The 22,248-nt window shown below is 59.3% G+C and carries 25 protein-coding genes and 1 pseudogene; 22 read left to right on the top strand and 4 right to left on the bottom strand.

Features of this window, described 5'->3' with window-relative positions:
* Position 1: 1 nt before the first annotated feature.
* On the bottom strand, positions 2 to 409 hold the full coding sequence (locus tag ACOBR2_RS10235) for an NADH-quinone oxidoreductase subunit A (RefSeq protein WP_420240006.1): 408 nt from the start codon (positions 407 to 409) through the stop codon (positions 2 to 4).
* Between the two features lie 451 nt (positions 410 to 860).
* Between ACOBR2_RS10235 and ACOBR2_RS10230 the strand changes: the two genes are divergently transcribed.
* Positions 861 to 1,169 (top strand): hypothetical protein, encoded by a 309-nt coding sequence (locus ACOBR2_RS10230; protein ID WP_420239912.1) that lies wholly within the window; start codon positions 861 to 863, stop codon positions 1,167 to 1,169.
* 104 nt (positions 1,170 to 1,273) lie between these two features.
* Here the strand turns inward: ACOBR2_RS10230 and ACOBR2_RS10225 are convergent, their stop codons facing one another.
* The 3 genes from ACOBR2_RS10225 to pdxS form a co-directional block, all read right to left on the bottom strand.
* Positions 1,274 to 2,035, bottom strand: coding sequence for a heme-copper oxidase subunit III (locus ACOBR2_RS10225; protein WP_420239911.1), 762 nt, complete (start codon positions 2,033 to 2,035; stop codon positions 1,274 to 1,276).
* Between the two features lie 147 nt (positions 2,036 to 2,182).
* Positions 2,183 to 2,761 carry a pyridoxal 5'-phosphate synthase glutaminase subunit PdxT gene (gene pdxT, locus ACOBR2_RS10220; protein WP_420240005.1) on the bottom strand — a complete coding sequence of 193 codons (579 nt, stop codon included), beginning with the start codon at positions 2,759 to 2,761 and terminating at the stop codon, positions 2,183 to 2,185.
* A 449-nt stretch (positions 2,762 to 3,210) separates the two neighbouring features.
* Positions 3,211 to 4,164, bottom strand: coding sequence for a pyridoxal 5'-phosphate synthase lyase subunit PdxS (pdxS, locus tag ACOBR2_RS10215; protein WP_420239910.1), 954 nt, complete (start codon positions 4,162 to 4,164; stop codon positions 3,211 to 3,213).
* Positions 4,165 to 4,340: 176 nt separating this feature from the next.
* Between pdxS and ACOBR2_RS10210 the strand changes: the two genes are divergently transcribed.
* The 21 genes and pseudogenes from ACOBR2_RS10210 to flgK all read left to right on the top strand — a co-directional run bounded on the left by ACOBR2_RS10210 (position 4,341) and on the right by flgK (position 22,233).
* Positions 4,341 to 4,826, top strand: coding sequence for a FliM/FliN family flagellar motor switch protein (locus tag ACOBR2_RS10210; RefSeq protein WP_420239909.1), 486 nt, complete (start codon positions 4,341 to 4,343; stop codon positions 4,824 to 4,826).
* Between the two features lie 40 nt (positions 4,827 to 4,866).
* On the top strand, positions 4,867 to 5,127 hold the full coding sequence (locus tag ACOBR2_RS10205) for a flagellar biosynthetic protein FliO (protein WP_420239908.1): 261 nt from the start codon (positions 4,867 to 4,869) through the stop codon (positions 5,125 to 5,127).
* Complete coding sequence (gene fliP / locus ACOBR2_RS10200; RefSeq protein ID WP_420239907.1) at positions 5,121 to 5,816, top strand: flagellar type III secretion system pore protein FliP; 696 nt, start codon at positions 5,121 to 5,123, stop codon at positions 5,814 to 5,816. The genes ACOBR2_RS10205 and fliP overlap by 7 nt, the downstream gene beginning before the upstream one ends.
* Before the next feature lie 14 nt (positions 5,817 to 5,830).
* The gene (locus tag ACOBR2_RS10195; RefSeq protein WP_420239906.1) at positions 5,831 to 6,100 is read left to right on the top strand and encodes a flagellar biosynthetic protein FliQ; all 270 of its coding nucleotides are present in this window, start codon (positions 5,831 to 5,833) and stop codon (positions 6,098 to 6,100) included.
* A 12-nt stretch (positions 6,101 to 6,112) separates the two neighbouring features.
* Positions 6,113 to 6,883, top strand: coding sequence for a flagellar biosynthetic protein FliR (locus tag ACOBR2_RS10190; protein ID WP_420239905.1), 771 nt, complete (start codon positions 6,113 to 6,115; stop codon positions 6,881 to 6,883).
* Positions 6,884 to 6,886: 3 nt separating this feature from the next.
* The gene (locus tag ACOBR2_RS10185) at positions 6,887 to 8,032 is read left to right on the top strand and encodes an EscU/YscU/HrcU family type III secretion system export apparatus switch protein (protein WP_420239904.1); all 1,146 of its coding nucleotides are present in this window, start codon (positions 6,887 to 6,889) and stop codon (positions 8,030 to 8,032) included.
* Positions 8,032 to 10,131: a flagellar biosynthesis protein FlhA gene (flhA, locus tag ACOBR2_RS10180; protein ID WP_420239903.1), complete on the top strand. Its 2,100-nt coding sequence runs from the start codon at positions 8,032 to 8,034 to the stop codon at positions 10,129 to 10,131. The genes ACOBR2_RS10185 and flhA overlap by 1 nt, the downstream gene beginning before the upstream one ends.
* Positions 10,132 to 10,291: 160 nt before the next feature.
* Entirely contained in the window at positions 10,292 to 11,179 is an 888-nt protein-coding gene (locus tag ACOBR2_RS10175; RefSeq protein ID WP_420239902.1) for a FliA/WhiG family RNA polymerase sigma factor, read from the top strand.
* Between the two features lie 180 nt (positions 11,180 to 11,359).
* Positions 11,360 to 12,319, top strand: coding sequence for a flagellar motor switch protein FliM (locus tag ACOBR2_RS10170; protein WP_420239901.1), 960 nt, complete (start codon positions 11,360 to 11,362; stop codon positions 12,317 to 12,319).
* Positions 12,320 to 12,322: 3 nt separating this feature from the next.
* Positions 12,323 to 13,129 carry a FliM/FliN family flagellar motor switch protein gene (locus tag ACOBR2_RS10165; protein ID WP_420239900.1) on the top strand — a complete coding sequence of 269 codons (807 nt, stop codon included), beginning with the start codon at positions 12,323 to 12,325 and terminating at the stop codon, positions 13,127 to 13,129.
* Positions 13,117 to 14,064 carry a hypothetical protein gene (locus ACOBR2_RS10160; RefSeq protein ID WP_420239899.1) on the top strand — a complete coding sequence of 316 codons (948 nt, stop codon included), beginning with the start codon at positions 13,117 to 13,119 and terminating at the stop codon, positions 14,062 to 14,064. Before ACOBR2_RS10165 ends, ACOBR2_RS10160 begins: the two co-directional genes overlap by 13 nt.
* A 367-nt stretch (positions 14,065 to 14,431) precedes the next feature.
* Positions 14,432 to 14,815: a response regulator gene (locus ACOBR2_RS10155; RefSeq protein ID WP_420239898.1), complete on the top strand. Its 384-nt coding sequence runs from the start codon at positions 14,432 to 14,434 to the stop codon at positions 14,813 to 14,815.
* An 86-nt stretch (positions 14,816 to 14,901) separates the two neighbouring features.
* Positions 14,902 to 15,387, top strand: coding sequence for a chemotaxis protein CheX (locus ACOBR2_RS10150; protein ID WP_420239897.1), 486 nt, complete (start codon positions 14,902 to 14,904; stop codon positions 15,385 to 15,387).
* A gap of 564 nt (positions 15,388 to 15,951) precedes the next feature.
* Positions 15,952 to 16,689, top strand: a complete 738-nt coding sequence (locus ACOBR2_RS10145) for a flagellar hook-basal body protein (protein WP_420239896.1) — start codon at positions 15,952 to 15,954, stop codon at positions 16,687 to 16,689.
* A gap of 23 nt (positions 16,690 to 16,712) precedes the next feature.
* Positions 16,713 to 17,501, top strand: coding sequence for a flagellar basal-body rod protein FlgG (flgG, locus tag ACOBR2_RS10140; RefSeq protein ID WP_420239895.1), 789 nt, complete (start codon positions 16,713 to 16,715; stop codon positions 17,499 to 17,501).
* Between the two features lie 149 nt (positions 17,502 to 17,650).
* Positions 17,651 to 18,145 carry a hypothetical protein gene (locus ACOBR2_RS10135; protein WP_420239894.1) on the top strand — a complete coding sequence of 165 codons (495 nt, stop codon included), beginning with the start codon at positions 17,651 to 17,653 and terminating at the stop codon, positions 18,143 to 18,145.
* A gap of 171 nt (positions 18,146 to 18,316) precedes the next feature.
* Positions 18,317 to 19,519: a flagellar basal body P-ring protein FlgI gene (locus tag ACOBR2_RS10130; protein ID WP_420239893.1), complete on the top strand. Its 1,203-nt coding sequence runs from the start codon at positions 18,317 to 18,319 to the stop codon at positions 19,517 to 19,519.
* Positions 19,519 to 19,839: a hypothetical protein gene (locus ACOBR2_RS10125; RefSeq protein WP_420239892.1), complete on the top strand. Its 321-nt coding sequence runs from the start codon at positions 19,519 to 19,521 to the stop codon at positions 19,837 to 19,839. The genes ACOBR2_RS10130 and ACOBR2_RS10125 overlap by 1 nt, the downstream gene beginning before the upstream one ends.
* A gap of 195 nt (positions 19,840 to 20,034) precedes the next feature.
* Positions 20,035 to 20,250 (top strand): annotated as a pseudogene (gene flgM, locus ACOBR2_RS10120) (flagellar biosynthesis anti-sigma factor FlgM); the annotation flags it as partial.
* A gap of 209 nt (positions 20,251 to 20,459) precedes the next feature.
* Positions 20,460 to 20,810 carry a hypothetical protein gene (locus tag ACOBR2_RS10115; RefSeq protein WP_420239891.1) on the top strand — a complete coding sequence of 117 codons (351 nt, stop codon included), beginning with the start codon at positions 20,460 to 20,462 and terminating at the stop codon, positions 20,808 to 20,810.
* The gene (gene flgK / locus ACOBR2_RS10110) at positions 20,797 to 22,233 is read left to right on the top strand and encodes a flagellar hook-associated protein FlgK (RefSeq protein ID WP_420239890.1); all 1,437 of its coding nucleotides are present in this window, start codon (positions 20,797 to 20,799) and stop codon (positions 22,231 to 22,233) included. The genes ACOBR2_RS10115 and flgK overlap by 14 nt, the downstream gene beginning before the upstream one ends.
* The last annotated feature ends 15 nt before the right edge of the window (positions 22,234 to 22,248 follow it).

The following is a 22,248-nucleotide window of genomic DNA, read 5'->3' as shown; positions in this document are numbered from 1 at the left end:
ATCAGAGATCCGCCTTGTCCTGGCTCCAGTTCAGGATGCCCTTGCGCACAATGTAATAGAGGCCCACGCCGACGAAGCCGAGGTAAACGAGCATCTCCCAAAAGCCGAAGAGCCGCGAACCGGTAATCTGCGGTAGCTGGCGGTAGATCACCGCCCAGGGCATCATGAAGACCGCTTCCACGTCGAACAGGATGAAAAGCACGGCCACCAGATAAAAGCGCACGCTGAAGCGACCGCGAGCGTCGCCCACTGCTTCAATGCCGCACTCGTAGCTATCCAGTTTGACCTTGGTGTTACGGTGCCGGCCAATGAACCATGAGGCCAGAACCATGCCGACGCCCATGCCGAAGGCGACCAGAATCTGCAAAAACAACGGAAGGTACTGCCAGTGGTAAGGAATGGGGGTCATCACCGCCTCGTCCTGAATCACAAAACAGGTTAGCGTGGTTTCTTCGGTCTTGGGGAGTACCGAAGTGGGGAGCACGCTGGTTAGAGGTTAGGTTCTTGGATTCGTTCCGTCAAGATCGATCCGTGGAGTCAAGAAAAGCTTTACGAAGGCGGCGGACCAAAGTGGCGAGAAGCGTTTTCGATCAGGAGCACTTTCTGCCTGCGAAAAAACGCGTCCTTTGCCATGCTTCCTTTCCTCCGTCTTCCTTCCTGCGGCAGTAAAAATTCTTCTACCGGCAGACGGGCAAAGTATACCGGATGGAGGGCGTAACGTGAAAGCTTTCCTCCGCGCCAGAAAACCAGCCAATCGTCTCAGAATCATACAGCATATTCACTTCCCAGAGTGGAAGCCAGTACAACGGTACCCTGTCTTTTTCTCCTTTCGTGCCGAATATGAGGGGGAGGATATTTTCATGACCGTCTCGCGAGCTTCCATGTTGGTGGCCCCGATGGCCGCATCGGTTCAGGAGTTTTCCGTTCCGCAGAACATTCGTCGGCGGATCGATCCCCGCGCCGGTCGTGCGCTCGAGATTCTCGGTCACGCCATCGAATATCTTACCGATGAATATGTCTGTGAGACCGGCAGCATGCAGGCGCCCAATGGCGAACTGGATGCCGTCCATCTGTTGATGTCGCTCAATCGCCAGATTTATGCGGAGTGCCCGGTGCAGCCTACTCTGGAAGAAAAGATGCTTGCGCTGGTTGGTCTGAGGACAGCCTGATTGGGAGAGGCTTCGTGCCAGTTTCCATGCGGTCGGTACAAAGAAGAAATTTGAGGCAAACGAAGGCCGGAGCCCTGCCGCTTCGGCCTTTTGCAATGCCTACATCATTGCCCAAAGAGCAGAACCGAGTAGAGCCCCAACCAGATGAGGCTGAAGGCCTGCCAGACCCAGGCGGTAGAGTCAATAGCGATCTGGCGGAACTCAACCTTGCGCAGAAATCCCACCAGCGTCAGGCAGAAGAGCAGCCCCAGCAGGCCAATGGCCAGATGCAGGGCATGCACGCCGGTCAGCAGAGAAAAAAAGTAGGAAGAGGGGTCCAAAGAGGAATTAAGGCTGTGCCCCAGCAGCCTCAGCTGCTTCCACGCCTCCCACTGTCCAGCCAGAAACAGCAGGCCAAGCACGGTGGTTGCCGCCAACCACGGACGGGCCTGACGCAGCGCCGGCTTGCCCAGCCCAAGCCATTCCTCCAGCACATCGATTTCAACAAAGATGTGGCGGCGGGCCAGCTCCATCGTCATGCAGCTGGTTAGCAGCAGAAGCGTGTTGAGGAAGAGAATTTTGGGTAGCGTGAGCGGTAGCCAGTCATGGACCTGCTGATGGCTGGCCATATCCAGATGTACGCCGTTCTGGCGGGCAAAGAAGAGAGAGACCAGGGCCAGAAACAGAAGCATGTCACAGAGAATGGCGGTAAAAACCAGACTGCGTACCTGGTGCAGAGCCTCGCGCGGACCACGCCGGCGGGGATGTTTATCGTCGTCGCCACCGCCTCCGCCGCCTGTGGGGCGGCGATCAACTGGCGGGCGGCCTCCCGCACCAGGTTCTTGCAGTTCCGTGGCACGGATTGGGGAAGTGAATGCCGTGGGCATGGCGCGCCTCGTCCCAATGAATTTACTCTCACTGTGCTTCATGTGGACCTAAAAATCTGCAACTGATTTTTAGACGTCATGGAATCGGTGTCTGATTCGGGAAGCAGGCTTGAGGGGAGGCCAATTTGAGGCGCGTTTCAATCTGCCTCAGGCTTGTAGTGTGGCCCGCACCATAGCGGTGAACAGCGCATGAACACGGCCATCGGAGGAGAGCTCCGGATGGAAGGTGGCCGCCAAAAGATGCCCCTGGCGCACCAGCACCGGATCTGCATCGCGGCGTGCCAGCACCTCCACGGCGGGGCCTGCCGAGAGCAGACGCGGGGCACGGATGAAGACCATCTCCAGCGGCCCACCCTCAATGGCCGTCTCGGTGGTCAGAATCGCCGAGTCAATCTGGCGGCCATAGGCGTTGCGCTCCACCGTTACGTCGAGCAGACCGAGCGATTTCTGCGCCGGGTTCAGAACTTCCCTTGCCAGCAGAATCGCACCTGCACAGGTGCCGAAGACCGGCTTGTGCGCGCCAAAGCGCTGCAGGGCGAGAAAGAACTCATTCTTTTCCAAAAAACGGAGCATAGTGGAGGACTCGCCGCCGGGCAGCACCAGGCCATCGAGTGCCTCCAGCTGCTCGGGCTTGCGGATTTCGGTCACGGTTGCTCCGGCCTGCTCAAGAGCTGCCGCGTGGGCAGCATAATCACCCTGAATAGCGAGGACGCCGATCTTTGGCATTAGAAAACGCTCACTCAAAACCTAACCCCCTTAGATCTTCCTAATCATTTCATTGCTTTTGTTCGTTGTGCTGCGCACCCATAATGCCGTTCCAAGAAACAATCACGCCAAAGTCTCACGATTAGGTACGACTTAAGAAAAACTTTGGTCGCAAACTGCAAAGAAGGGCACGGGATAAACCGTGCCCTTCGGAGTTGATTTGGAGCGATTGCATGCAGCAGATTTACCAGCGTTGCCATTACCAACGGCCCAGTGAAGCCGAAGGCAGTTAGCCCCACCGCAGGTGGTTGCCATTACCAACGACCCAGTCAAGCCGAAGGCAGTTAGCCCCACCGCAGGTGGTTGCCATTACCAACGACCCAGTCAAGCCGAAGGCAGTTAGCCCCACCGCAGCTGGTTGCCATTACCAACGGCCCAGTCAAGCCGAAGCCCATTGGCCCACCGCAGGGTTACCAGCCGCGGGTTTGCAGCTGGTCTTTTTCGGCAATGGAGGCGGCAGCCAGGCCCTTCATGGCACCCTTGACCTGCTCGCTGGCCTCGGCCAGAACCTTGGGGTCGTTGAAGTGGGTGGTGGCAAGCACGATGGCCTTGGCGCGGCTGACGGCTTCGGCACGTTCTGCGGGATTGTTCTCCACATCGAGCGGCGTTACGCCTTCCTTCATGAAGATGCCCGAGCCAACGAAGACGGCCTCGGCACCAAGCTGCATCATCAGCGCAGCGTCGGCCGGGGTGGCAATGCCGCCTGCCGAGAAGTTGGGTACCGGCAGTTTGCCGAGCTGGGCCACCAGGCGAACCAGTTCGTAAGGTGCCTGCAGGTTCTTGGCTTCGGCGTACAGCTCCTGCTCGCTGAGCACGGTAAGCTGGCGCATCTCTTTTGTAATCTGACGCATGTGCTGCACGGCGTGAACCACGTCGCCGGTGCCAGCCTCGCCCTTGGTGCGGATCATGGCCGCGCCTTCGGCGATGCGGCGCAGAGCCTCACCCAGGTTGCGCGCGCCGCAGACAAAGGGGGTCTGGAAGGCGTGCTTATCGATGTGATGGGCCTCGTCGGCGGGGGTCAGAACCTCGCTCTCGTCGATGTAATCAACGCCGATCTCCTGCAAAATCTGGGCTTCGGCAAAGTGGCCGATGCGGGCCTTGGCCATGACCGGAATCGATACGGTCTTCATGATTTCCTTGATCAGGCCGGGACGCGCCATGCGGGCTACGCCGCCCTCGGCGCGGATAATGGCGGGCACGCGCTCCAGAGCCATCACAGAGGTAGCACCAGCCTCTTCGGCGATGCGGGCCTGTTCGACGTTCATCACATCCATGATGACGCCGCCTTTGAGCATCTCGGCCAGACCGATCTTCAAACGCAGGCTGGTGGACGCAAAAGGTTTGTTCTCATTCAATTCCGGCATTGTCTTCTGACCTCGATTCAAGGGCCTGGGGCGGGCGATGGGCGCGGGCCCCGGCTTGGGTTGTTGCTTTCAGTGTAACAGCGCGGCAGATGGATGCAGGCAGAACTGTTGGGATGCAAAAGATGAGGGGTACGGAAGCTATCTGACGTGGGGATCTCTTTTATGAGAATCCTTTAATGAGCTTGTCTGAATTCTGGTCACCCTACTGCAATATCTACCGGCGTATGGCAAGCACAACACAATTACCGAATTTGCCCAACCTGTCGAACCTTCCCAATTTGTCCATGGGGTCTGTTCTGCCAACGCCGCCTCCTGAAGACGCGTCCCAGTCGATGGCGCAACCGGAGGAGACGGAGAGTTTGTCCAACCAGGCGCTGGTAACCGTGAATCCGCCGACGCCCACCGATTCCGATGAGGAAGAAAACATCGAGGAGGGGTTGACCGGGCCTATGGCGGCGCTTCCGGTCGAGGTGGATATCTCGGTGCCAGTGCGCGACTTCCGGGTGCGCAATCTGCTGGCGCTTGAGCCCGGCCAGGTGATTGAGAGCCAGTGGGCCAACGGCGAGGACATGCCGCTGCACGCCCGCGAGGTGCAACTGGCCTGGACCGAGTTCGAGGTGCTTGATACCGAACTGGCCGTGCGCATTACCCGGTTGGCCTGAGGCGGAAGAGATCCCACGGTGCGCGCAGAAAAGGAGAACGATGAAGGATCGGATGCAGGATCGCAAGACCGGGGGGCTGGCCGGCTGGTTGCTGGAAAAGCTCAATCGCACCCCGCAGAGCCGCTCGCGGCTGGAGATGATTGACCGGATTACGCTGGCGCCGCGCCAGACTCTGTCGCTGATTGAAGTGGAAGGACGCCGCTTTCTGGTGGCCAGTGCGGCGGACGGTTCGCCCTCCTTCTATCCTCTGGATGCCGCCCGCAGCCGTGAGGGCCATCTGAGCGGGAGGGTTTCGTGGTAGCTCTGTGGCTGGCGGCACCGGCCGCGAACTCCATCCTGCCTGATCTGAGCGCCCGCATGCGGCCCTCGGACTCGACTCCCTGGACGATTCTTTTCACGCTCACGCTGATTACTCTGCTGCCGGCCATTTTGATGGCCATGACGCCCTTGGTGCGTCTGCTGGTGGTCTTCCACTTCCTGCGTCAGGCGCTGGGCACACAGACCGCACCCTCCAATCCCACCCTGATGGGTCTGGCCCTGTTCATGACCTGGTTTCTGATGACTCCCGTGCTCAATCAGGTGGACCAGCAGGCAGTCGAGCCCTTTCGCGCTGGACAGATCACGGGACTGGTGGCGATCGACCGGGGATCGGTGCCGATCAAGCACTTTCTGCTGAAGTACGCCCGCGAAAAAGATCTGGCGTTGTTTACCGCCGCGGGGCAGATTCCGCGCCCCAATACGCCCGATGACCTGCCCATGCGGGTGGTGATTCCGGCTTACATTCTCTCCGAGCTGAAGGCTGGTTTTGCCATCGGCGCCGTGCTCTTTCTCCCTTTTCTTCTGATTGATATGGTAACGGCCTCGGTAACAACCTCGATCGGCATGTTCCAGTTGCCGCCTGTGGTGGTTTCCACGCCGCTCAAGATTCTTCTCTTTGTCATGGTGGATGGCTGGAACCTGCTGGCCAGTTCGCTGCTCAAAAGCTTTTAGGAAAGGGGACTGGAATGACACCGGATATGGTTTCCGAGCTGATGCGCCAGCTTCTCAAGGAATCGATGCTGATTGCCGCGCCCGTATTGCTGGCCGCCGCAGCCATCAGTTTTGTATTGAGCTTGGTGCAAACCGTCACCAGCCTGCAGGAGCAGTCGTTGACGACCGTTCCGCGTCTGGCGGCGGTGGCTCTGATTCTGCTCGTCGGCATGCCTTGGTTTCTGGGTCGGTTGGTCGATTACACCCGTTCGCTGATGACGGACTTCCATCGTTTTCTGGGTTAAAAGGGGATACGGATGACCGATTGGCCCAGCTTTCTGTGCGCGATGACTCTGGCCCTGATTCGGGTAAGCGGCATCTTTGTCTTCGCGCCGCCCTTCAATTCGAATGCCATTCCCATGCGCACCAAGGCGGTACTGGCCGGGTTGATTGCCTGGTTGATCTCGCCGCTGGTGGCGACGCTGCCCGGAGCGCATGTAGACCTGACGCTCAGTGCCATTCTGGGTGAACTGGCCGTCGGTCTGGTCTACGGACTTTGTCTGGCGATGCTCAATGAGATGCTGCTCTTTGCCGGGCAGGTGCTGGGCATGCAGTTCAGCTTTTCGCTGGTGAACCTGATGGATCCGACCTCGAACCAGCAAACGTCGTTGCTGGGTGACTTCTTTCAACTGATGGGCACGCTGGTCATCTTCACCGCCGGGCTGGACCGCATTCTTCTGGCCTCCTTCATCCGCAGCTTTCATGCCGTACCACTGGGTGGATACGCACTGCCGCCCAGTACCGTGCTGGCTCTGGTGCATGCCGTCAGCGGTGTCTTTCTGGCCGCCATTGAGTTGGCAGCTCCGGTGCTTTCGGCCACCATGCTGGTCGAAGTCTCCATCTCGCTGCTGGGCAAGATCAGTCCCCAGTTGCCGGTGATGAACCTCTCCGTTCCTATCAAGACGCTGACCGGTTTTGGCGTGCTGATTGGCTCCCTGGCCCTCTGGCCGCACTTCATTGAGGGGCGTTTCGCCTCCCTGCTCGACATGGCCGAGCGGCTGGTTGCCGCTCCCGGACACGGAGGTTAGTCGATGCCCGGAGAGCGCACAGAACAGGCAACCCAACATCGCCGCGACAAAGCCCGCAAAGATGGCGATATCCTCCACAGCCGGGAGCTGACGGCGGCTTCGGCCTCGTTGGCCGGCATTCTTACCCTGGGCGTGATGGGCGGACGCATCGTTGAGCAGTGGCGTACCGCTCTGGCCGGATTTCTGGCTCTCGGCCAGCCTGGGCACTGGGAGCCTTCCACTGTCGGGCCGACCATGATCGCGCTGCGCGGGCTGATGCTTACCGTGCTCTCGCCCATCATCATGATGATGTTTGCCGTGGTGGTCGCGGCGTTGGCCGTGGCCCTGCTGCAGACCGGCGGCGTGAACATCCACATGGAATCGATCGGCTTCAAGTTCGAGCGACTAAATCCGGTCACCAATATTCAAGGATTGTTTTCCATCCGTTCGCTGGCCCGCATGGGCAAATCGCTACTGCCGGCCGGTCTTCTGGCCGTCTTCGCCGTGCAGCGCATCGCCCGCCAGTTGCATGTGCCGCCCTTTTCGACGGCCCGGCTGGAGATGCTTTCGGGCGACGTTTACGGATTGCTGTTGACCGCTGCCTGGATTCTCTTCGGTTGGTCACTGATCGACTTCCTGGTGGAGTGGCAGAGCCGGGAATCCCGCCTGAAGATGAGCAAGCAGGAGTTGCGCGACGAGTACAAGGAGACGGAAGGCAATCCGCAGATCCGCTCCCGCATCCGCGGCCTGCAGCGTCAGATGCGTCGCCGCAAGGTGAAGGAAGACGTCTCGAAGGCAGCCGTGGTGCTGACCAACCCGACCCACTATGCGGTGGCTCTGGGCTTCGACTTTGGCACCATGGAAGCCCCCAAGGTGTTGGCCAAGGGACGTAACCTGCTGGCCGAAGAGATCAAGGCCGAGGCCCGCTGGGCCGGTGTTCCGATCATCGAAAATCCTCCGCTGGCTCGTTCGCTCTACCGCGCCGTCGAGGTCGGCCAGAATATTCCGGTCGATCTGTATGCGGCCGTAGCCTCGATTCTGGCCTTCCTGTATCGCCAGCGGGTAGAGGCCGAGATGCGCGATCGCCGCGCCCGCTCTCAACAACAGCAATCAGTTCAACCGCCTGTGAATCCGCGTACCGAGCGGCCGGGCTTTAACGGAGGTATCTGATGAGTACGACTGCTCTTGCCCCCGCGTCGCCTTCCGGCATGGGTTCTCTTCTCGGTCAATTGCGCGACTTCATTTTGCCGCTGGCGGCTATCAGCATGATCTTTGTCATGCTGGTGCCGCTGCCGGCCTGGGCGCTTGATCTGCTGCTGGCTCTCTCCATGGCCGCCAGCTGCATCGTCTTTCTGGCCGCCATGCAGATCCGACGGGCCGTTGAACTGAGCGTTTTTCCCACCCTGCTGCTCTTGCTCACCCTCTTCCGCATCTCGCTGAACATCGCCTCCAGCCGCCGTATTCTGCTCCACGGGCAGGAGGGCACCGAGGCTGCCGGTCGGGTGATCGAGGCTTTTGGTAACTATGTGGTGGGCGGCAACTACGTAGTCGGCTTTGTGCTCTTCCTGGCCTTGGTCGCCATCCAGTTCCTGGTCGTCTCGCACGGCGCGGTACGTACTGCTGAAGTCACGGCCCGCTTCACTCTCGATGCACTGCCCGGCAAACAGATGGCCATCGATGCCGACATGAATGCCGGCCTGATCGATGAGAATGAGGCCCGCAAACGCCGTCAGGCCATCGCCCGCGAGGCCGAATTCTACGGTGCCATGGATGGCGCGGCCCGCTTCAATCAGCGCGATTCGCTGGCCACCATTCTGATTACCGGCATCAACATCATCGCCGGCCTGCTCATCGGAACCCTGCAGCAAGGTGTCGATCTGGCGACCGCGGCCAAAACCTACACCGTGCTGACCGTCGGGGATGGACTGGTGACGCTGATTCCCTCGCTGCTGGTCTCGGTGGCCGGCGGCATTACGCTCACCCGCGCCAACTCTTCCGGCCAACTGGGCGGCGAGCTGCGTTCCCAGTTGCTCGGCAAGCCTTCCACGCTTTATTTGGCAGCGATTGTTTCGGCAGCCATGTGCCTGATCCCAGGCCTGCCCAAATTCGCCTTTATGCTGGTTGCAGTCAGCCTCTTCCTGCTCGGTCGCCGCGTGGCCAAGGTGGCCGCTGAGACACCGCTGGTGCCAGAGCTGACGGCAGGCGACAAGAAGAAGCCCGAAGCGGCCCAGGCAGCCGATCTGGCCCAGTTGCTCAAGCTGGAAGATCTGACCCTGGAGATTGGCTTCCAGCTGATTCCTCTGGTCGACGAAAAGCAGGGCGGTCAGCTGCTGGCCAAGATCCGTACCCTGCGCCGTCACCTTTCGGCCGAACTCGGCTTTCTGGTGCCGCCAGTTCACATCAGTGACAACCTGCGGTTGAAGCCGCGTGAGTACCTCTTCAGCCTGCGCGGCATCGAGGTCGGACGCTGGCAGACCGAGGGTACGCACATGCTGGCCGTCTCGGGCGATCCCAACCGCCGCGCACTCGCCGGCCGCGAAACCCGCGAGCCCGCCTTCGGTGTGCCAGCCATCTGGATTGCGCCCAACCTCGAAGAGCAGGCCATCGCCAGCGGCTATTCAGTGGTCGATGCGGTTACCGTCATCACCACCCATCTGGGAGAGCTGATCCGCACCCACGCCTGGGAGCTGCTGGGCCGGGCCGAGGTCAAGCGTCTGCTCGATTCGCTCAATGAGAGTCATCCAAAACTTCTGGAGGAATTGGTCCCCAAGGTGCTGACCCTCGGCGAGGTTGGACGAGTGCTCGAACAGCTTTTACGCGAGCGGGTTTCGATTCGGGACCTGGGCACCGTTCTGGAAGCGCTGCTGGAGACGGCACCCATGAACAAGAGCACGGTGGCGCTGGTCGAAGCCTCTCGTCAGGCGCTTGGACGCAGACTGGTCAAGCCCTTGCTCGATGGCGATGGACAGCTGCCGGTGCTCTTGCTCGACGGCAATCTGGAGGAAGAGATTATGGCTACGCTCTCGCCCGAGTCCGGTAACCGGCTGGCGGCCAGCACCGGAACCCCGGTCCTGCGCCGGTTGGTGGATTCTTTGAGACAACTCATTGGCTCGGCTTCGGCAACGGCCCTTCCCGTGCTCCTTTGTCCGAGTCCGGTCCGTTATCACGTCAAGCGGTGGCTGGAGCCGGTGATGCCCCGTCTTTCGGTGATCTCGGCCAGCGAGATTCCATCCGATGTCCGGCTCCGTCCGGTCGGTACGGTTCGGTAAACAGAAGGGATTGGCAGGCAAAAACAGCGTGGAAAGTCAGGGCAGAGATGAGGTTTGCGGCAGACAAAGCGGTTCAGGTCGGCAGTCAAGCAGGATTGGGGCTCATGGCATGAAGGCAGCAAGAAAGACCACGGAGCGTCGGCAGAAGAAAAGCTCCGCGATGAGCCAACAAGGAGAGGTCGAAGGCATGGCACTGGAAAACATGGCGGTGGGCGGCAATCAAAGGTCGGCGCGCAGGGCGACCGCAGTCGTCGGGAATTATCCGCCCGCGACGGGGGCACCCTCGCCCGTGCTCAGTGGCGAACAGGAGCGGGTGTTGCTCGAGCATCTGCCCATTGTCCGCTTCCTGGCCCGGCGAATCCACGAGCGGTTGCCGCAGCATGTGGACATCGAGGATCTGGTTTCGGCAGGCGTGGTGGGGCTGATGGACGCCTTCGCCAAGTTCGACCCGAACAAGAAGGTTCAGTTTCGCAGCTATGCGCAGTTCCGCATCCGGGGCGCGATTCTTGATAGCCTCCGAACGCTCGACTGGAGTCCGCGGGAGCTGCGTCGCAAGGGCCGGGCGGTGGAAGAGGCGATCCGTACCCTGACGGCGCGTAACGGCACGGCGCCGGGCGAGCCTGAGGTGGCGGACGAGCTGGGGCTGAGTCTCGAAGACTACCAGCAGCTGCTGGGCGATCTGAAGGGACTGGAGATCGGCACGCTGCACATGGAGCGCAACGAGGACTCGGGCGAGGAGGAGCTGGCCTATGTGCCGGGTCGTCCGGAAGAAGACCCGCTCTTCCGCTGTCTGCGCGGCGAACTGGAGGAACGGCTGGCTGATGCGATTGTGCATCTGCCCGATCGCGAGAGGCTGGTGATGACCCTGTACTACTACGAGGAGATGACGATGCGCGAGATAGGTCTGGCGCTCGGCGTGGTGGAATCGCGGGTCAGCCAGGTACATGCCTCGGCGGTGGCTCATCTGCGCAGTGCGCTGCGCGATCTGGCCGCACGCGGGGTCTTTGAGAAAAAGACAGTTAAGAAGAAAGCGGAACGCAGCCAGTAGCAGAAGCTGGCTATGAGCCGGTATAGCATTTCCGGAATGGGTGTAGATCAAAAGCAGGATGCCAAGTGCTTTTTCTTCAAGAAAAAGGCACCTTGCAAGCCCCTTAAAAAGTCTACGTGTATTCCGAAAATGCTCTAAAAAAGGCCGGCGTCAACGAGCAGAGCACGAGGGGGGAACAAGTTGATCGAGAAGACGCTCAAACAGGATGAGATCGATGCGCTATTCCAGGCAGCGCGCAGTTCGGCGCCGGACGCGCAACATACCGAGATAAAAGCCCGGATCGTACCGTATAACTTTGCCTCGGCCGGTCAGATCTCGACCGACCAGTTGCGCGCCATCAGCATGCTGAACGATCTGTTCGCGCGCAATCTTACCCATAATCTGGGCGCCTGGCTGCGCACCCGTTTCCAGGTCAATCTGGTCTCGGCCGAGCAGATCCAGTTCAATGAATTTCTGCTGCGCATTCCTGAAATCAGCTATGTTGCCTCGGTACGGCTGGAGCCGCTCGGTGCACTTTCGGTCATGCAGCTGGACCTCGGTCTGGCACCGCCGATCATCGACCTGCTGCTCGGTGGCGAGGGCAAGGATGGCCCCTTGCGCGAGCTGACCGACATTGAAGAATCGATCCTCGGGTCGGTAGTGGAGATTATCTGCCGCGAACTGACCGCTGCCTGGCAGCCGGTGGGCCTGAGCTTCAACTTCGAACGCCGCCAGATGCAGACCCAGGTGGCGCGCATCATCAACGTCACGGAAAAGACGCTTTGCCTCAGCTTTGAAATCCGCATGCCGCACAGCTCGGGTCTGCTGAATCTGGCCTTCCCGGCCGTGGTGGCCAACACCATTCTGCGTCGCCTGACCTCGGACTGGGCCCGCCGCCGCCGCCATGCCGACGACATGCGGCACCGCATGGAAGAGACCGCCCGCCAGATCAGCTTTGGTTGCTCACTGCAGCTGCCCTCCACCCGCCTGCAGGCCCGCGATCTTGAAAATCTTCAGCCGGGTCAGGTACTCAAACTGGATATACCGGCCAACACGCCGCCCATCTGGCGCGTGGGTGGCCAGACTCTGACAGAGGCCCGTGCCGTGCGCCAGGGCCCGCATCGTGCCGCCATCATGGAGCGGAAAATGGGTGAGGCATAAAAAATGAACTACGTAGATTGCTGGATTCGCGTTGCTACAGATCTGTTTGCCCAGGCACTGGTCGGGGAGCCCCAGCTCGTCGACTCACTGCCCAAACCACTTTCGCCCGGTTCATTTGGCTGGGCCGCAACCGTCAATGGAGATGAGTCGGGCCGTTTTGCCGTCGTCATCGACGGATCTATTCTGGAAGCACCCCTGCTCGGCGACGGGCCAGGGCAGAAGGACAGCTGGGGAGAACTACTGCGGGAGACCTTTGATGCTGCCGCCGGAGACCTTCTGGCCAAGACCGGCAAGAAGTGCCGGGTAGACATCATCGAACCGATCGAGGGTGAAAGCAAGGTTTCGCACACCTTTCAGCTGAAGTCGGGCGACCGTGCCTGGACGGTTCTGGTCAAGGACGATGTGCGGGTTCCCAAGCCTGCCGCCGCGCCGCCAGTGGAAACCGCCAAGCCCGCCGCTGCTGCGCCGCCCCCTCAGGCACCCCCACCGCCGCCTCCAGCGTCCCATTCGCCCGCGCATGCAACGTCCGCACCTGTGCTCTCGCCTGGGTTGGAACTGCTGCTCGATGTGGAACTGGAAGCCTCTCTGCGCTTTGGCTGCCGGGAGCTGCCGCTTTCCGATATTTTGAACCTCGGTCCGGGCGATGTCGTACAACTGGACCGTCACGTCTCTGATCCGGTGGATCTGGTGGTGGGCGACAAGATTGTGGCCCGTGGAGATGTGGTTCTGGTCAATGGCAACTTTGGTCTTCGGATCACGGAAGTGGCCGAGCCGCGCAAACGGCTGGAAGGGATCCGATGCCTCTTTTAACCCCTGGAAAGGAAAAGGAATTGATGGCAGCCATCGACGAGGCGCGGCAGCGCACACGCAACGAGATGGCGATGCGCGTCGGAGAGAAATCCGCCGCATCTTCACCGCGTCCTGGTTTCTTCGAGTCTTGCGCCAATCCAGTCTGCCGTTCCGGCTGGCTGCATCTTTGGCGCAGCCGTACGGCTCCGCTGGTCGAAGGGGGCTGGAGCTGCTCGCCGGAGTGCACGCAGTCGTTGGTGGCTGCGGCTCTGCGTCGCGAGATGGACGGCTGGGGTGGTCCGGTAGAGACGCATCGTCACCGCATCCCCTTGGGTTTGCTGATGATGCGCCAAGGCTGGATTACCAGCGAGCATCTGCGCAAGGCGGTCGAAGCGCAAAAGACGGCCGGCGGCGGGCGACTCGGTTACTGGCTGGTCCGCCAGCAGGGTGTGGGGGAGCCTCTGGTTACACGCGCTCTCGCCATGCAGTGGGGCTGCCCGGTGCTGGGTATGGAGTTTCATGATGCCGAGGGGTTGACCCCATTGGTGCCACGTCTCTTCGTGGATGCCTTTGGTGCCTTGCCCTTGCGGGTGGCGGCAGGCAAGATCCTCTATCTGGGCTTTGAGGATCGTCTGGATCCGGTTCTGGCGCTGGCACTGGAGCGGATGACAGGGCTGCGGGTGGAAAGCGGTGTGGTGCAGGAGTCGCTCTTCCGTCCCGCGCACACCAGGATTCTGGCCGCCAGATTTCCTTCCACCGAGTTGATTGAAGCTGTCAGCGAGCCGGTGCTAGCCGAGGCCATCAGCCGTCGCCTGGAGCGCTTCAAACCCGTGGATTCACGTCTGATACGAGTCCACGACTGTTTCTGGATGCGGCTCTGGAAGAAGAAACAGACCGGGCCCATGCCGGATGCGGATTCGGTACAGGATCTGATCTGTACGATTCGCGCACAGTGAAAAAAAGGGAAAGCGCCAGACTGGTTAACAGTCTGGCGCTTTTCGTTGGGGGGCGGAATTTCTTCAGGGAAGCTCCGCCAAGCGAATGAAAATACATACTTCCAGAACATTTTCAGCAAACGTCTAGACTTTTCAAACCTTCTTCTGGGGGCTTTTATCCTGATCTAAAAGGCACTTAAGAGCATTCCTCTGATCCGCAGCAATTCCGAAAATTCCTTATCCGAAATCAGCGCAAGGGAAGCTGCTCCTGCTCTGTTCTTCTGTCGTTCTGTTCACATTCTGCATAGCAGGCTCTGAAAGTTTTCTTGCATCCCACTCAAGGAAAGGCGTAGAGAGCCGATAGGCACAACAGCAGAGGAGCTAGGGCATGAGTGAAATTCGTACATTGATTGTGGATGATTCCTCGGTGATGCGTAAAATCGTGGAACGTGCGTTACGGCAGGCCGGTCTCGACCCGCTGATTGTGCATGAAGCTGGCAGTGGCACTGAGGGTTTGGATCTATTGAAGGCCAAGCAGGTTGACCTGATTCTTTCTGACATCAATATGCCCTCGATGGATGGGTTGGAGTTTCTGCGCCAGATCCGGCTGCAGAATCTTGCCCCCGGCGTTCCGGTAGTGATGATCACGACCGAGTCGAGTGAAGAGCATGTAAAACAGGCCATTCAGGCTGGTGCCCAGGGTTACATCCGTAAGCCTTTCACGGCCGAACAGGTCAAGGAACGGGTTTTGCCTCTGGTGAACGCTGCCTAGGCGGAGGTGTCCGTATGTTGAATGGCGTTCGAACTGCGGCGGTCGTCCGAAACCGATTGATCGTTCATCGCGAAATGGAGCAAGAAATGGCGGTTTCCTTACGTGAGTCCGTGCAACTGGTTTCCGACCCCAGAAACCTGGATGCAAGTGTGGAAGAAGTCTTTCACCTGATGCTGGGGGTGAATTGCCAACGTACTGAGAGTGTGCCCAATCCCGAGCCTGAATCTGTAACTTCGGTGGTTGGTTTTGGCGGACTGCTCAGCGGTGCATGTGTCTTCCGGACCGGCGGGAATGGTGCACTGAAGATTGCCGCCAGTATGACCGGCATGGAGTTCAGTGAGATCGACGATATCGTCAAAGACGGTATCGGCGAGATCTGCAACATGCTGGCTGGTGCCTGGAAGGGCAAGGTGCCGGAGTTGAGCGCGAATTGTGGTCTGTCGGTTCCGGCGGTTATTACCGGACGGGACTATAACCTGCATGTGCAGGCGCCCGAGTTCCAGCTCCACCACATCTATGCCTTCGACGATCAGACCTTTGAAGTGACGATCGTTTGTGACGGCCTGCAGTAGCTCTCTGTTGTAGTGCGGAGAGTCTTCTGTAAAACCCCTTGTATGTGCCTGCAAAATGGAAGCAGAGAACTCTGGAAGAGGTCCCCAAGGTCCTTCCAGAAGGTTCAGTCTGGTTGCAGTTGCCGGTAACAATGTCCCAGAGAGAGAAACTTTAAACTTGGATGATTCCAAGCTTAAAGACTTATTTCTGTGCGTGACCTAAGACTGCCTGTCAAGATACGGCTGTGAGCAGGAGGCCGTGTCTTGACAGGTGAAATACATTTGCTTTCCCAAAAAAGATAGAGTCTTCAAAAAACAGGATTTCTGCCGCAACTAAGCCCTTTTTCAGGATCTTTCCCTCCTTTTTTTGGCTATTTTTTGCCCCGTGCGCATATTCTGGTACTCTTCCCCCCTTTTCCCCCTACTCTGAATCTCTCCTAATCTCTTTTTCCACCGTCCGGTCTTCCGTTTGCACTCTTTCAGGGCAGAACGCCCGAGAGGCATTCGCTGGGGTCTGGTGCACGGAAATTCCGGGCACTGACCATGATCCGGGGAATGCTGGGCCGGGCAGTGGAGAAGCGGACGATGGATAGTGGGTATTATGCGGCAATGACTGGACTGGTGGCGCGCACGCAGGCGCTGGATATGGCTGCAACCAATCTGGCCAATGCGCAGACGCCGGGGTATCGGGCTGAACGGGAGTACTTCCGCTCTGTTCTGATGGGGCCGGATGCAACCGACTCGCAGCTGGGGCATACCGTGAACAACTTTGGCCTGGTGGGCGGCGATTTGCTCAATCAGGCGCAGGGATCACTGCAGCAGACCGGCAATCCGCTCGATCTGGCCATTGAAGGGCAGGGTTTTTTCGAGATTCAGACCGCGGGCGGCATTCGCTATACGCGCGATGGCGGCTTCCGCCGTTCGCCTGCCGGTCAGCTGCAGACCGAGGCCGGCGAGGCCGTGCTCTCGAATGCCGACAAGCAGATTCAGCTTCCGCCGGGGCAGATTTCGGTGGGCGCAGACGGCAGTGTTTCGGTGGCGGGCGGCCGGGTGGCGACGATCGCCGTGGTCGGCTTTCCCAAGGGAACGGAGCTGATTCCAGAGGGTGCCAACCGCTACCGGGCTCCGGAAGGAGTCAAGGCCGCAGTCACACGCGAGGCTTCCGTGCATCAGGGCGCGCTTGAAAGCGCCAATCAGGATGTGGTGCAGGGTTCGCTGGAAATGATCGTCATGCAGCGGCAGGCCGAGATGATGCAGAAGGCTTTGACTATTTTCCATACCGACTTCAACAAATTTGCGACTGAGGATCTGCCTAAGATCTAAGGTTTTTTACAAGTGAGGAACCCATGATTCGAGCTTTGTATACGGCGGCCAGTGGTATGAGCGCCCAGCAGATGAACCTGGATACGATTGCCAATAACCTGGCCAACTCTTCGACCACCGGCTTTCGCCAGTCGCGGCTGCAGTTTCAGGATATGGTCTATCAGAATGTAGTGACGCCCGGTGCGGCGCAGAGCCAGAACACGATCTCAGCCGGTCTGCAGATCGGTCTGGGCACCAAGTCAGCGGCCACCGAGATCATTAATACCCAGGGCTCGCTGAACGAGACCGACAATCAGTACGATCTGGCCATTGAGGGCACGGGCTTCTTTCAAGTGCAGCGTCCGGATGGCACCATCGCCTATACACGCGCCGGCCAGTTTCATCTGAACAGCCAGGGCACGATCGTGACCACCGATGGCGATACGCTGATTCCGACGATTACGGTTCCGGCCAATGCAACGGCCGTGACTATCACCCAATACGGTGTGGTGAATGCGACCATCAGCGGGCAGACTAATCCGAGCCAGCTCGGACAGGTGCAATTGGCCACCTTCCCCAATCCTGGCGGAATGGCTGCAGTGGGTGGCAATCTGCTGGTGGGCACGCAGAATTCGGGCGATCCGGTGACCGGTAATCCCGGCGGCACGGAAGGTCTGGGCACCCTGCAGCAGAATTACCTGGAAAACTCCAACGTCGATGTGGTCACCGAGTTCGTGCAGATGGTTCTGGCCCAGCGTGCCTATGAGTCGAACTCCAAGGTGATCAAGGCAGCCGACGATATGTATTCGCAGGTCAACAACATGGCGCATTGATCTTGGGTAGCCTGTTGGGCGGAAAAGGATGAAGCCAGAAGTTGTGCTGGCAGGCAGAAGTCGCCCGAAGCAGAAGCCACAGAATCAGAAGCGACTGGCTCCAGATGCAACAGAACCAGGAAAAAGGTAGAACGATGGTGGAAGCAAAGATGCCGACAGGGAGAGTGTGGTGGAGAAGTGCCTGTCTGCTGCTGGCAGTGTGCTTTGCAGGTAGCCAGCCCCTGCTTGCCAGCATGGACGCAGAGGCATCGATTCCACCTGGAACGCGCATTGTGCGCGAGATTGACGATCCGTTTACAGGCAATCGCTGGGTGCTGGTGCGCAATCTCAGCCGTCCGGCCAGTCCGGAAGAATTGATTCTGCTCTCCCGGCCGGATCCGGCAAAGAAGGAGCAGTTGGCAGCCGCACATGCGCTGGCCGGAGCCTCACGCTCCGTTCCCCCGGTGATTCTGGCCGGGGATCCAGTGATCGTGGAAGAGACGTTTTCGCATGTGAATGCCCGCTACGAGGGGATTGCCCTGCAACCCGCCATAGAGGGCGCCACGTTTCAGGTGCGTCTGAAGATCGGGGGAGCTCCGGTGCATTGCCGGGCTCTGGGGCCAGGACGGGCTGCCATGCTCGAAACACAGCAGGGCAAACCATGAACAGGAATCGCCCGCAGAAAGAGAGCTTGTCTTGCACAGGTCAGCAAAGCAGAACGCGTCAAGATGAGCAAGTTCTCATTTTTACGGCTACCAGGCAAGAGAAGTCTTAATCTTTAGGGCAAATTTCGTTAGGTACGGCTAATAATGTGCAGATCTGGAAACGGGGACCGGATGAAAAATGGAAAAAAAACGTATAGACGGGACGGCGATCTTTCGATTCTGGATGGTTGGAGCAGGGAGGCTGTGGTGAAGGGGTCAGGAAATCTTGCGGCGCGGATCGGGCTGGCATTCTGTCTGTTGGCGTTGCTGGCAGTCCGTGCGCCGGGCGAGGCCGTCTCGCAGAAGTCGCGGGTCAAGGATGTGGCCGTCATTGAGGGCATACGCGACAACCAACTGATCGGCTACGGTCTGGTGGTGGGTCTGCGCGGCACCGGTGACAGCCAGCAGGCGGTCTTTCCCGGTCAAACGCTGGTAGCAGCGCTGGGGCGGCTGGGCGTTAACCTTCCTCCTGACATAAAGTTACAGGTCAAGAACGTGGCCGGCGTCTTTGTGGTGGCTACGCTTGAACCTTTCAGTCGGCCGGGCGAGAAGATGGATATTACCGTCAGTTCGGCTGGCGACGCCAAGTCGCTGGAGGGAGGCATACTGCTAATGACGCCGCTCTACGGGCCGGATGGTCAGATCTATGCCCAGGCACAGGGCGCTCTGGTACTGGGTGGCTATATGGCGGGCGGCGGCGGAAGCAGCCGTCAGGTGAATCATCCGACCACGGCCCGCATTCCCGATGGAGCCCTGGTGGAGCGCAGCGTTCCCTTTGATTTGAGGCAGTTACGGACGGTGATGATCGACCTGAACCAGCCGGATTTTCACACCGCGCAACTGATGTCGGACGCGATCAATCTCTCGATCGGGGAAGGCCGTGCCCATGCCCTCGATAGTCGGCGGGTGGCCGTGGTGCCCCTGCCGGGCGAGGATATGGTCGCCTTGCTCGACCGGGTGGAATCCACCGAGGTGGCGGTCTATCCCAAGGCCCGCGTAGTGGTCAACGAGCGTACCGGAACGGTGGTCATTGGTGGGTCGGTACGGCTGCAACCGGTTTCGATTCTGCATGGTGGTTTGAGCGTGAACGTGATCACCCAGCCGATCGTCAGCCAGCCCGGGCCATTTTCCAACGGGACGACCCAGGTGGTGCAGCAGACCACCGTGCAGGCCCAGGATCGCCCTGTGAACCGGATTGAACTCAAAGAAGGGGCGACTGTTGAGGATTTGGTGCAGGAATTGCAACGGATTGGGGCAGGGGCCCGGGACGTCATCTCGATTCTTCAGGCAATGAAGGAAGCCGGATCCCTTGAAGCAGATGTGGAGGTGCTCTGATGGAGATTTCAGCGGTATACGGCAGCGCAACAACCACGCCCGGGGCGTCGCTCACACAGGTGCGCATGACGAAGGCGGCTCATGAGTTTGAGGCGCAGATGATGAAAGAGTTAATGCAACCCCTGAACGGATCGGACGGTTTGTCGGACAGCGAAGACGAGAGCGATTGCGGCTCAACCGGTGCGCTGTCGGACTACGCCGGCCAGGTGCTGGGCGAGTCGCTTAGCCAGCAGGGCGGTTTTGGGATCGCAAACAAAATTATTCACTCGCTCTCTCCGGAGGGTAATGTGCATAATAGTACCCAGATTAGTAACCCTTAACCCTTTGTCGAGTAACCAGAATTTTGCACGACAATACCATGATGAGCAAGTTCAAATGACTGAAGTGTTTTGAGTCAAAGCCGATACGAAATATTAGGAGAGCAAACCATGGATATTCGCAGTAGTTTGGATGGATTGAAGTCGCTTCTGGGTCCTTCGCAGGCCTCGTAGACCACACAGGTCGCCGCCAACGCCAGGAACCAGGCGGCCATCAATGAATCAGGCGCGCTCGATAGCGACAGCGCAACGGTCAGCAGCGCGGCAACGCAGGTCTCGCAGACGGCTTCCGATGAGGGTGTGCGTATGGACAAGGTGGCAGCGGTCAGGTCGGCACTGGCCTCTGGTACCTATAACGTTCCGGCTTCGGCCGTGGCTTCCAAGATCACAGATTCGATGATGGTGACTGCCTAAAGCGAAGATGGACCGCTCGGCTTGTCCTGGCGGGAGCTTGCTGGAACACGGGTCGGAGATGGGCATGGATGGTACCTCCCGGAACTGATCAGAAGAAATGTCGTGGGGTAACGGCAGAACCAGGCTAGACCGGGAAACGGCGGCTGGATCAGCCAGGAACAGGGCGCTGGGGGATGGGTTTCTCTGGCGGGATGGGAAAGGAACACAAGATGCTCGAATCTGGGGTGCAGAACAGGCATCCGGAATTGAAGAACATGGTGGTAGAGGCTTCGCGGGCGCTGGCTCAGCTGGATGCCGACCGGTTGGAGGAGCTGGCACTCAGTTGCCAGGCGCTGAACCGGGAGCTAACACCGATTCCGAATGGATTGCAAGCCCGGCTGACGCGTCAGGCCCGGGAGGCTGCGGTACCGATGGAAGTATTTTCCCGGGTGCTGGATGCGACCCGCGCCAACCTGCGGGTAATGCACCGGCTGAGAGAGATCCGCATGGGCCAGATCGAATATGGCGAGCGGGCTGCTGGTGAGTGGTCAGGAGCGGAGAGCGTCCATGGCTACAATTAATTCAGCCTTCAGCGTGATGAGCAAGGCGCTGGATGCCGATCAGGCAGCGCTCAACGTGGTCTCCAACAATGTGGCCAACGCCAATACGCCTGGTTACACGGCGGAAAAGGCGGTTTGGCAGGAAGATGCGCCGCTCACGATCCGGGGCATTCACTATGGCGATGGCTCTTCGGTAGTCACGATCAAATCGACGGCCGACACGGTTCTGCAGGAACGGCTTGATCAGCAGCAACAACTGGCCTCGGCTTCGGACGCGCGTCTGACGGCGCTCAATTCCGTACAGTCGGTCTTTTCGGTCAATACCGGCTCAGGCACCACTTCGTCGGGCGATATTGGTACGAACCTGACCAGCTTCTTTGATTCGTTCTCCTCGCTGGAATCGGATCCGACCAATCAGTCCAAGCGCGAAGAGGTTCTGTCGACGGCCTCGACCCTGGCCGCCAATATTTCCAGCGCCTCTCAGAATCTGAGTGCGCAGCAGGGCTCCCTGAACCAGTCGGTGGCAACCACCGTCAGCCAGATCAACGCGCTGACCAAGTCGATTGCCTCGCTGAACAAGCAGATTGAAGCACAGGGAAATACGGAAAACAACCTCTCGCTTGAAGACCAGCGGCGGCAGGACATCAGTAATCTCTCCAAGCTGGTTGGCATCAATCAGGTTGCAACCGGGCAGGACCGTCTGGAGATCACCACGACCAATGGCCAGCTTCTGGTCTCCGGCGACTCGTATAACGCCCTGACCACAGGTGCCAATGATGGTGTGACGGACGTCTTTCTGACGACGACGAGCAGTGGTTCCACCAGCTCGGCCGACATTACCTCAAAGCTGTACGAGGGAGGCGGTCAGTTGGGGGGAGCACTGCAGGCGCGTGATCAGGATATTTCTACCGTCCTCGGGCATCTTGACCAGCTGGCTTACGGCATCTCAACCCAGGTGAACGCGCTGAACAATGCGGGAACGGATCTGGACGAAGATACTTCGGATGCCGGGAACGTCTTTTATCAGCAGGATGAGGTAGCCGGTAGCGCGGGCACGATGGCCGTGATCATGACCGACCCGAATCACATTGCGGCGGCTTCTTCCTCGGCGGGCACGGGCGATAACTCGAATTCGGTAGCCATGGCGGATCTGGCGACCGCGCCGATTGTCAATGGTGCAACGCCCTCCGACTACTACTCCACGATGCTGACGGATCTGGGCGCGCTGGTCTCCGAGGTGCAGACGCAGAGCACTGCGCAAAACGCCTCGGTGTCACAGTTGCAGTCGCAGGTCAGCTCGGAATCCAGTGTGAACCTGAACGACGAGGCATCGACTTTGGCGACGCTGGAGCGGAGTTATCAAGCCGCCTCGCAGGTCTTCTCGCTGATGAATACGCTGATGGCTTCGGCACTGAACCTTGGAACGCCGACCACGGTTTCCTAAAGCAGAAGCAGCGTA

Origin of the sequence: Telmatobacter bradus (genome assembly GCF_048629425.1) — a bacterium.
GTDB classification, from domain to species: Bacteria; Acidobacteriota; Terriglobia; order Terriglobales; family Acidobacteriaceae; genus Telmatobacter; species Telmatobacter bradus.
Note: the sequence above shows the minus strand (reverse complement) of the source record. Positions and strands in the feature narration are given on the sequence as shown.

Excerpts from the sequence above, each read along its gene's own strand:
- ACOBR2_RS10235 (WP_420240006.1), bottom strand. The coding sequence starts at position 409 with ATGACCCCCATTCCTTACCACTGGCAGTACCTTCCGTTGTTTTTGCAG.
- ACOBR2_RS10230 (WP_420239912.1), top strand. The coding sequence starts at position 861 with ATGACCGTCTCGCGAGCTTCCATGTTGGTGGCCCCGATGGCCGCATCG.
- ACOBR2_RS10225 (WP_420239911.1), bottom strand. The coding sequence starts at position 2,035 with ATGCCCACGGCATTCACTTCCCCAATCCGTGCCACGGAACTGCAAGAA.
- pdxT (WP_420240005.1), bottom strand. The coding sequence starts at position 2,761 with ATGCCAAAGATCGGCGTCCTCGCTATTCAGGGTGATTATGCTGCCCAC.
- pdxS (WP_420239910.1), bottom strand. The coding sequence starts at position 4,164 with ATGCCGGAATTGAATGAGAACAAACCTTTTGCGTCCACCAGCCTGCGT.
- ACOBR2_RS10210 (WP_420239909.1), top strand. The coding sequence starts at position 4,341 with ATGAGCTTGTCTGAATTCTGGTCACCCTACTGCAATATCTACCGGCGT.
- ACOBR2_RS10205 (WP_420239908.1), top strand. The coding sequence starts at position 4,867 with ATGAAGGATCGGATGCAGGATCGCAAGACCGGGGGGCTGGCCGGCTGG.
- ACOBR2_RS10195 (WP_420239906.1), top strand. The coding sequence starts at position 5,831 with ATGACACCGGATATGGTTTCCGAGCTGATGCGCCAGCTTCTCAAGGAA.
- ACOBR2_RS10190 (WP_420239905.1), top strand. The coding sequence starts at position 6,113 with ATGACCGATTGGCCCAGCTTTCTGTGCGCGATGACTCTGGCCCTGATT.
- ACOBR2_RS10185 (WP_420239904.1), top strand. The coding sequence starts at position 6,887 with ATGCCCGGAGAGCGCACAGAACAGGCAACCCAACATCGCCGCGACAAA.
- flhA (WP_420239903.1), top strand. The coding sequence starts at position 8,032 with ATGAGTACGACTGCTCTTGCCCCCGCGTCGCCTTCCGGCATGGGTTCT.
- ACOBR2_RS10175 (WP_420239902.1), top strand. The coding sequence starts at position 10,292 with ATGAGCCAACAAGGAGAGGTCGAAGGCATGGCACTGGAAAACATGGCG.
- ACOBR2_RS10165 (WP_420239900.1), top strand. The coding sequence starts at position 12,323 with ATGAACTACGTAGATTGCTGGATTCGCGTTGCTACAGATCTGTTTGCC.
- ACOBR2_RS10160 (WP_420239899.1), top strand. The coding sequence starts at position 13,117 with ATGCCTCTTTTAACCCCTGGAAAGGAAAAGGAATTGATGGCAGCCATC.
- ACOBR2_RS10155 (WP_420239898.1), top strand. The coding sequence starts at position 14,432 with ATGAGTGAAATTCGTACATTGATTGTGGATGATTCCTCGGTGATGCGT.
- ACOBR2_RS10150 (WP_420239897.1), top strand. The coding sequence starts at position 14,902 with ATGGCGGTTTCCTTACGTGAGTCCGTGCAACTGGTTTCCGACCCCAGA.
- ACOBR2_RS10145 (WP_420239896.1), top strand. The coding sequence starts at position 15,952 with ATGGATAGTGGGTATTATGCGGCAATGACTGGACTGGTGGCGCGCACG.
- flgG (WP_420239895.1), top strand. The coding sequence starts at position 16,713 with ATGATTCGAGCTTTGTATACGGCGGCCAGTGGTATGAGCGCCCAGCAG.
- ACOBR2_RS10135 (WP_420239894.1), top strand. The coding sequence starts at position 17,651 with ATGCCGACAGGGAGAGTGTGGTGGAGAAGTGCCTGTCTGCTGCTGGCA.
- ACOBR2_RS10130 (WP_420239893.1), top strand. The coding sequence starts at position 18,317 with ATGAAAAATGGAAAAAAAACGTATAGACGGGACGGCGATCTTTCGATT.
- ACOBR2_RS10125 (WP_420239892.1), top strand. The coding sequence starts at position 19,519 with ATGGAGATTTCAGCGGTATACGGCAGCGCAACAACCACGCCCGGGGCG.
- ACOBR2_RS10115 (WP_420239891.1), top strand. The coding sequence starts at position 20,460 with ATGCTCGAATCTGGGGTGCAGAACAGGCATCCGGAATTGAAGAACATG.
- flgK (WP_420239890.1), top strand. The coding sequence starts at position 20,797 with ATGGCTACAATTAATTCAGCCTTCAGCGTGATGAGCAAGGCGCTGGAT.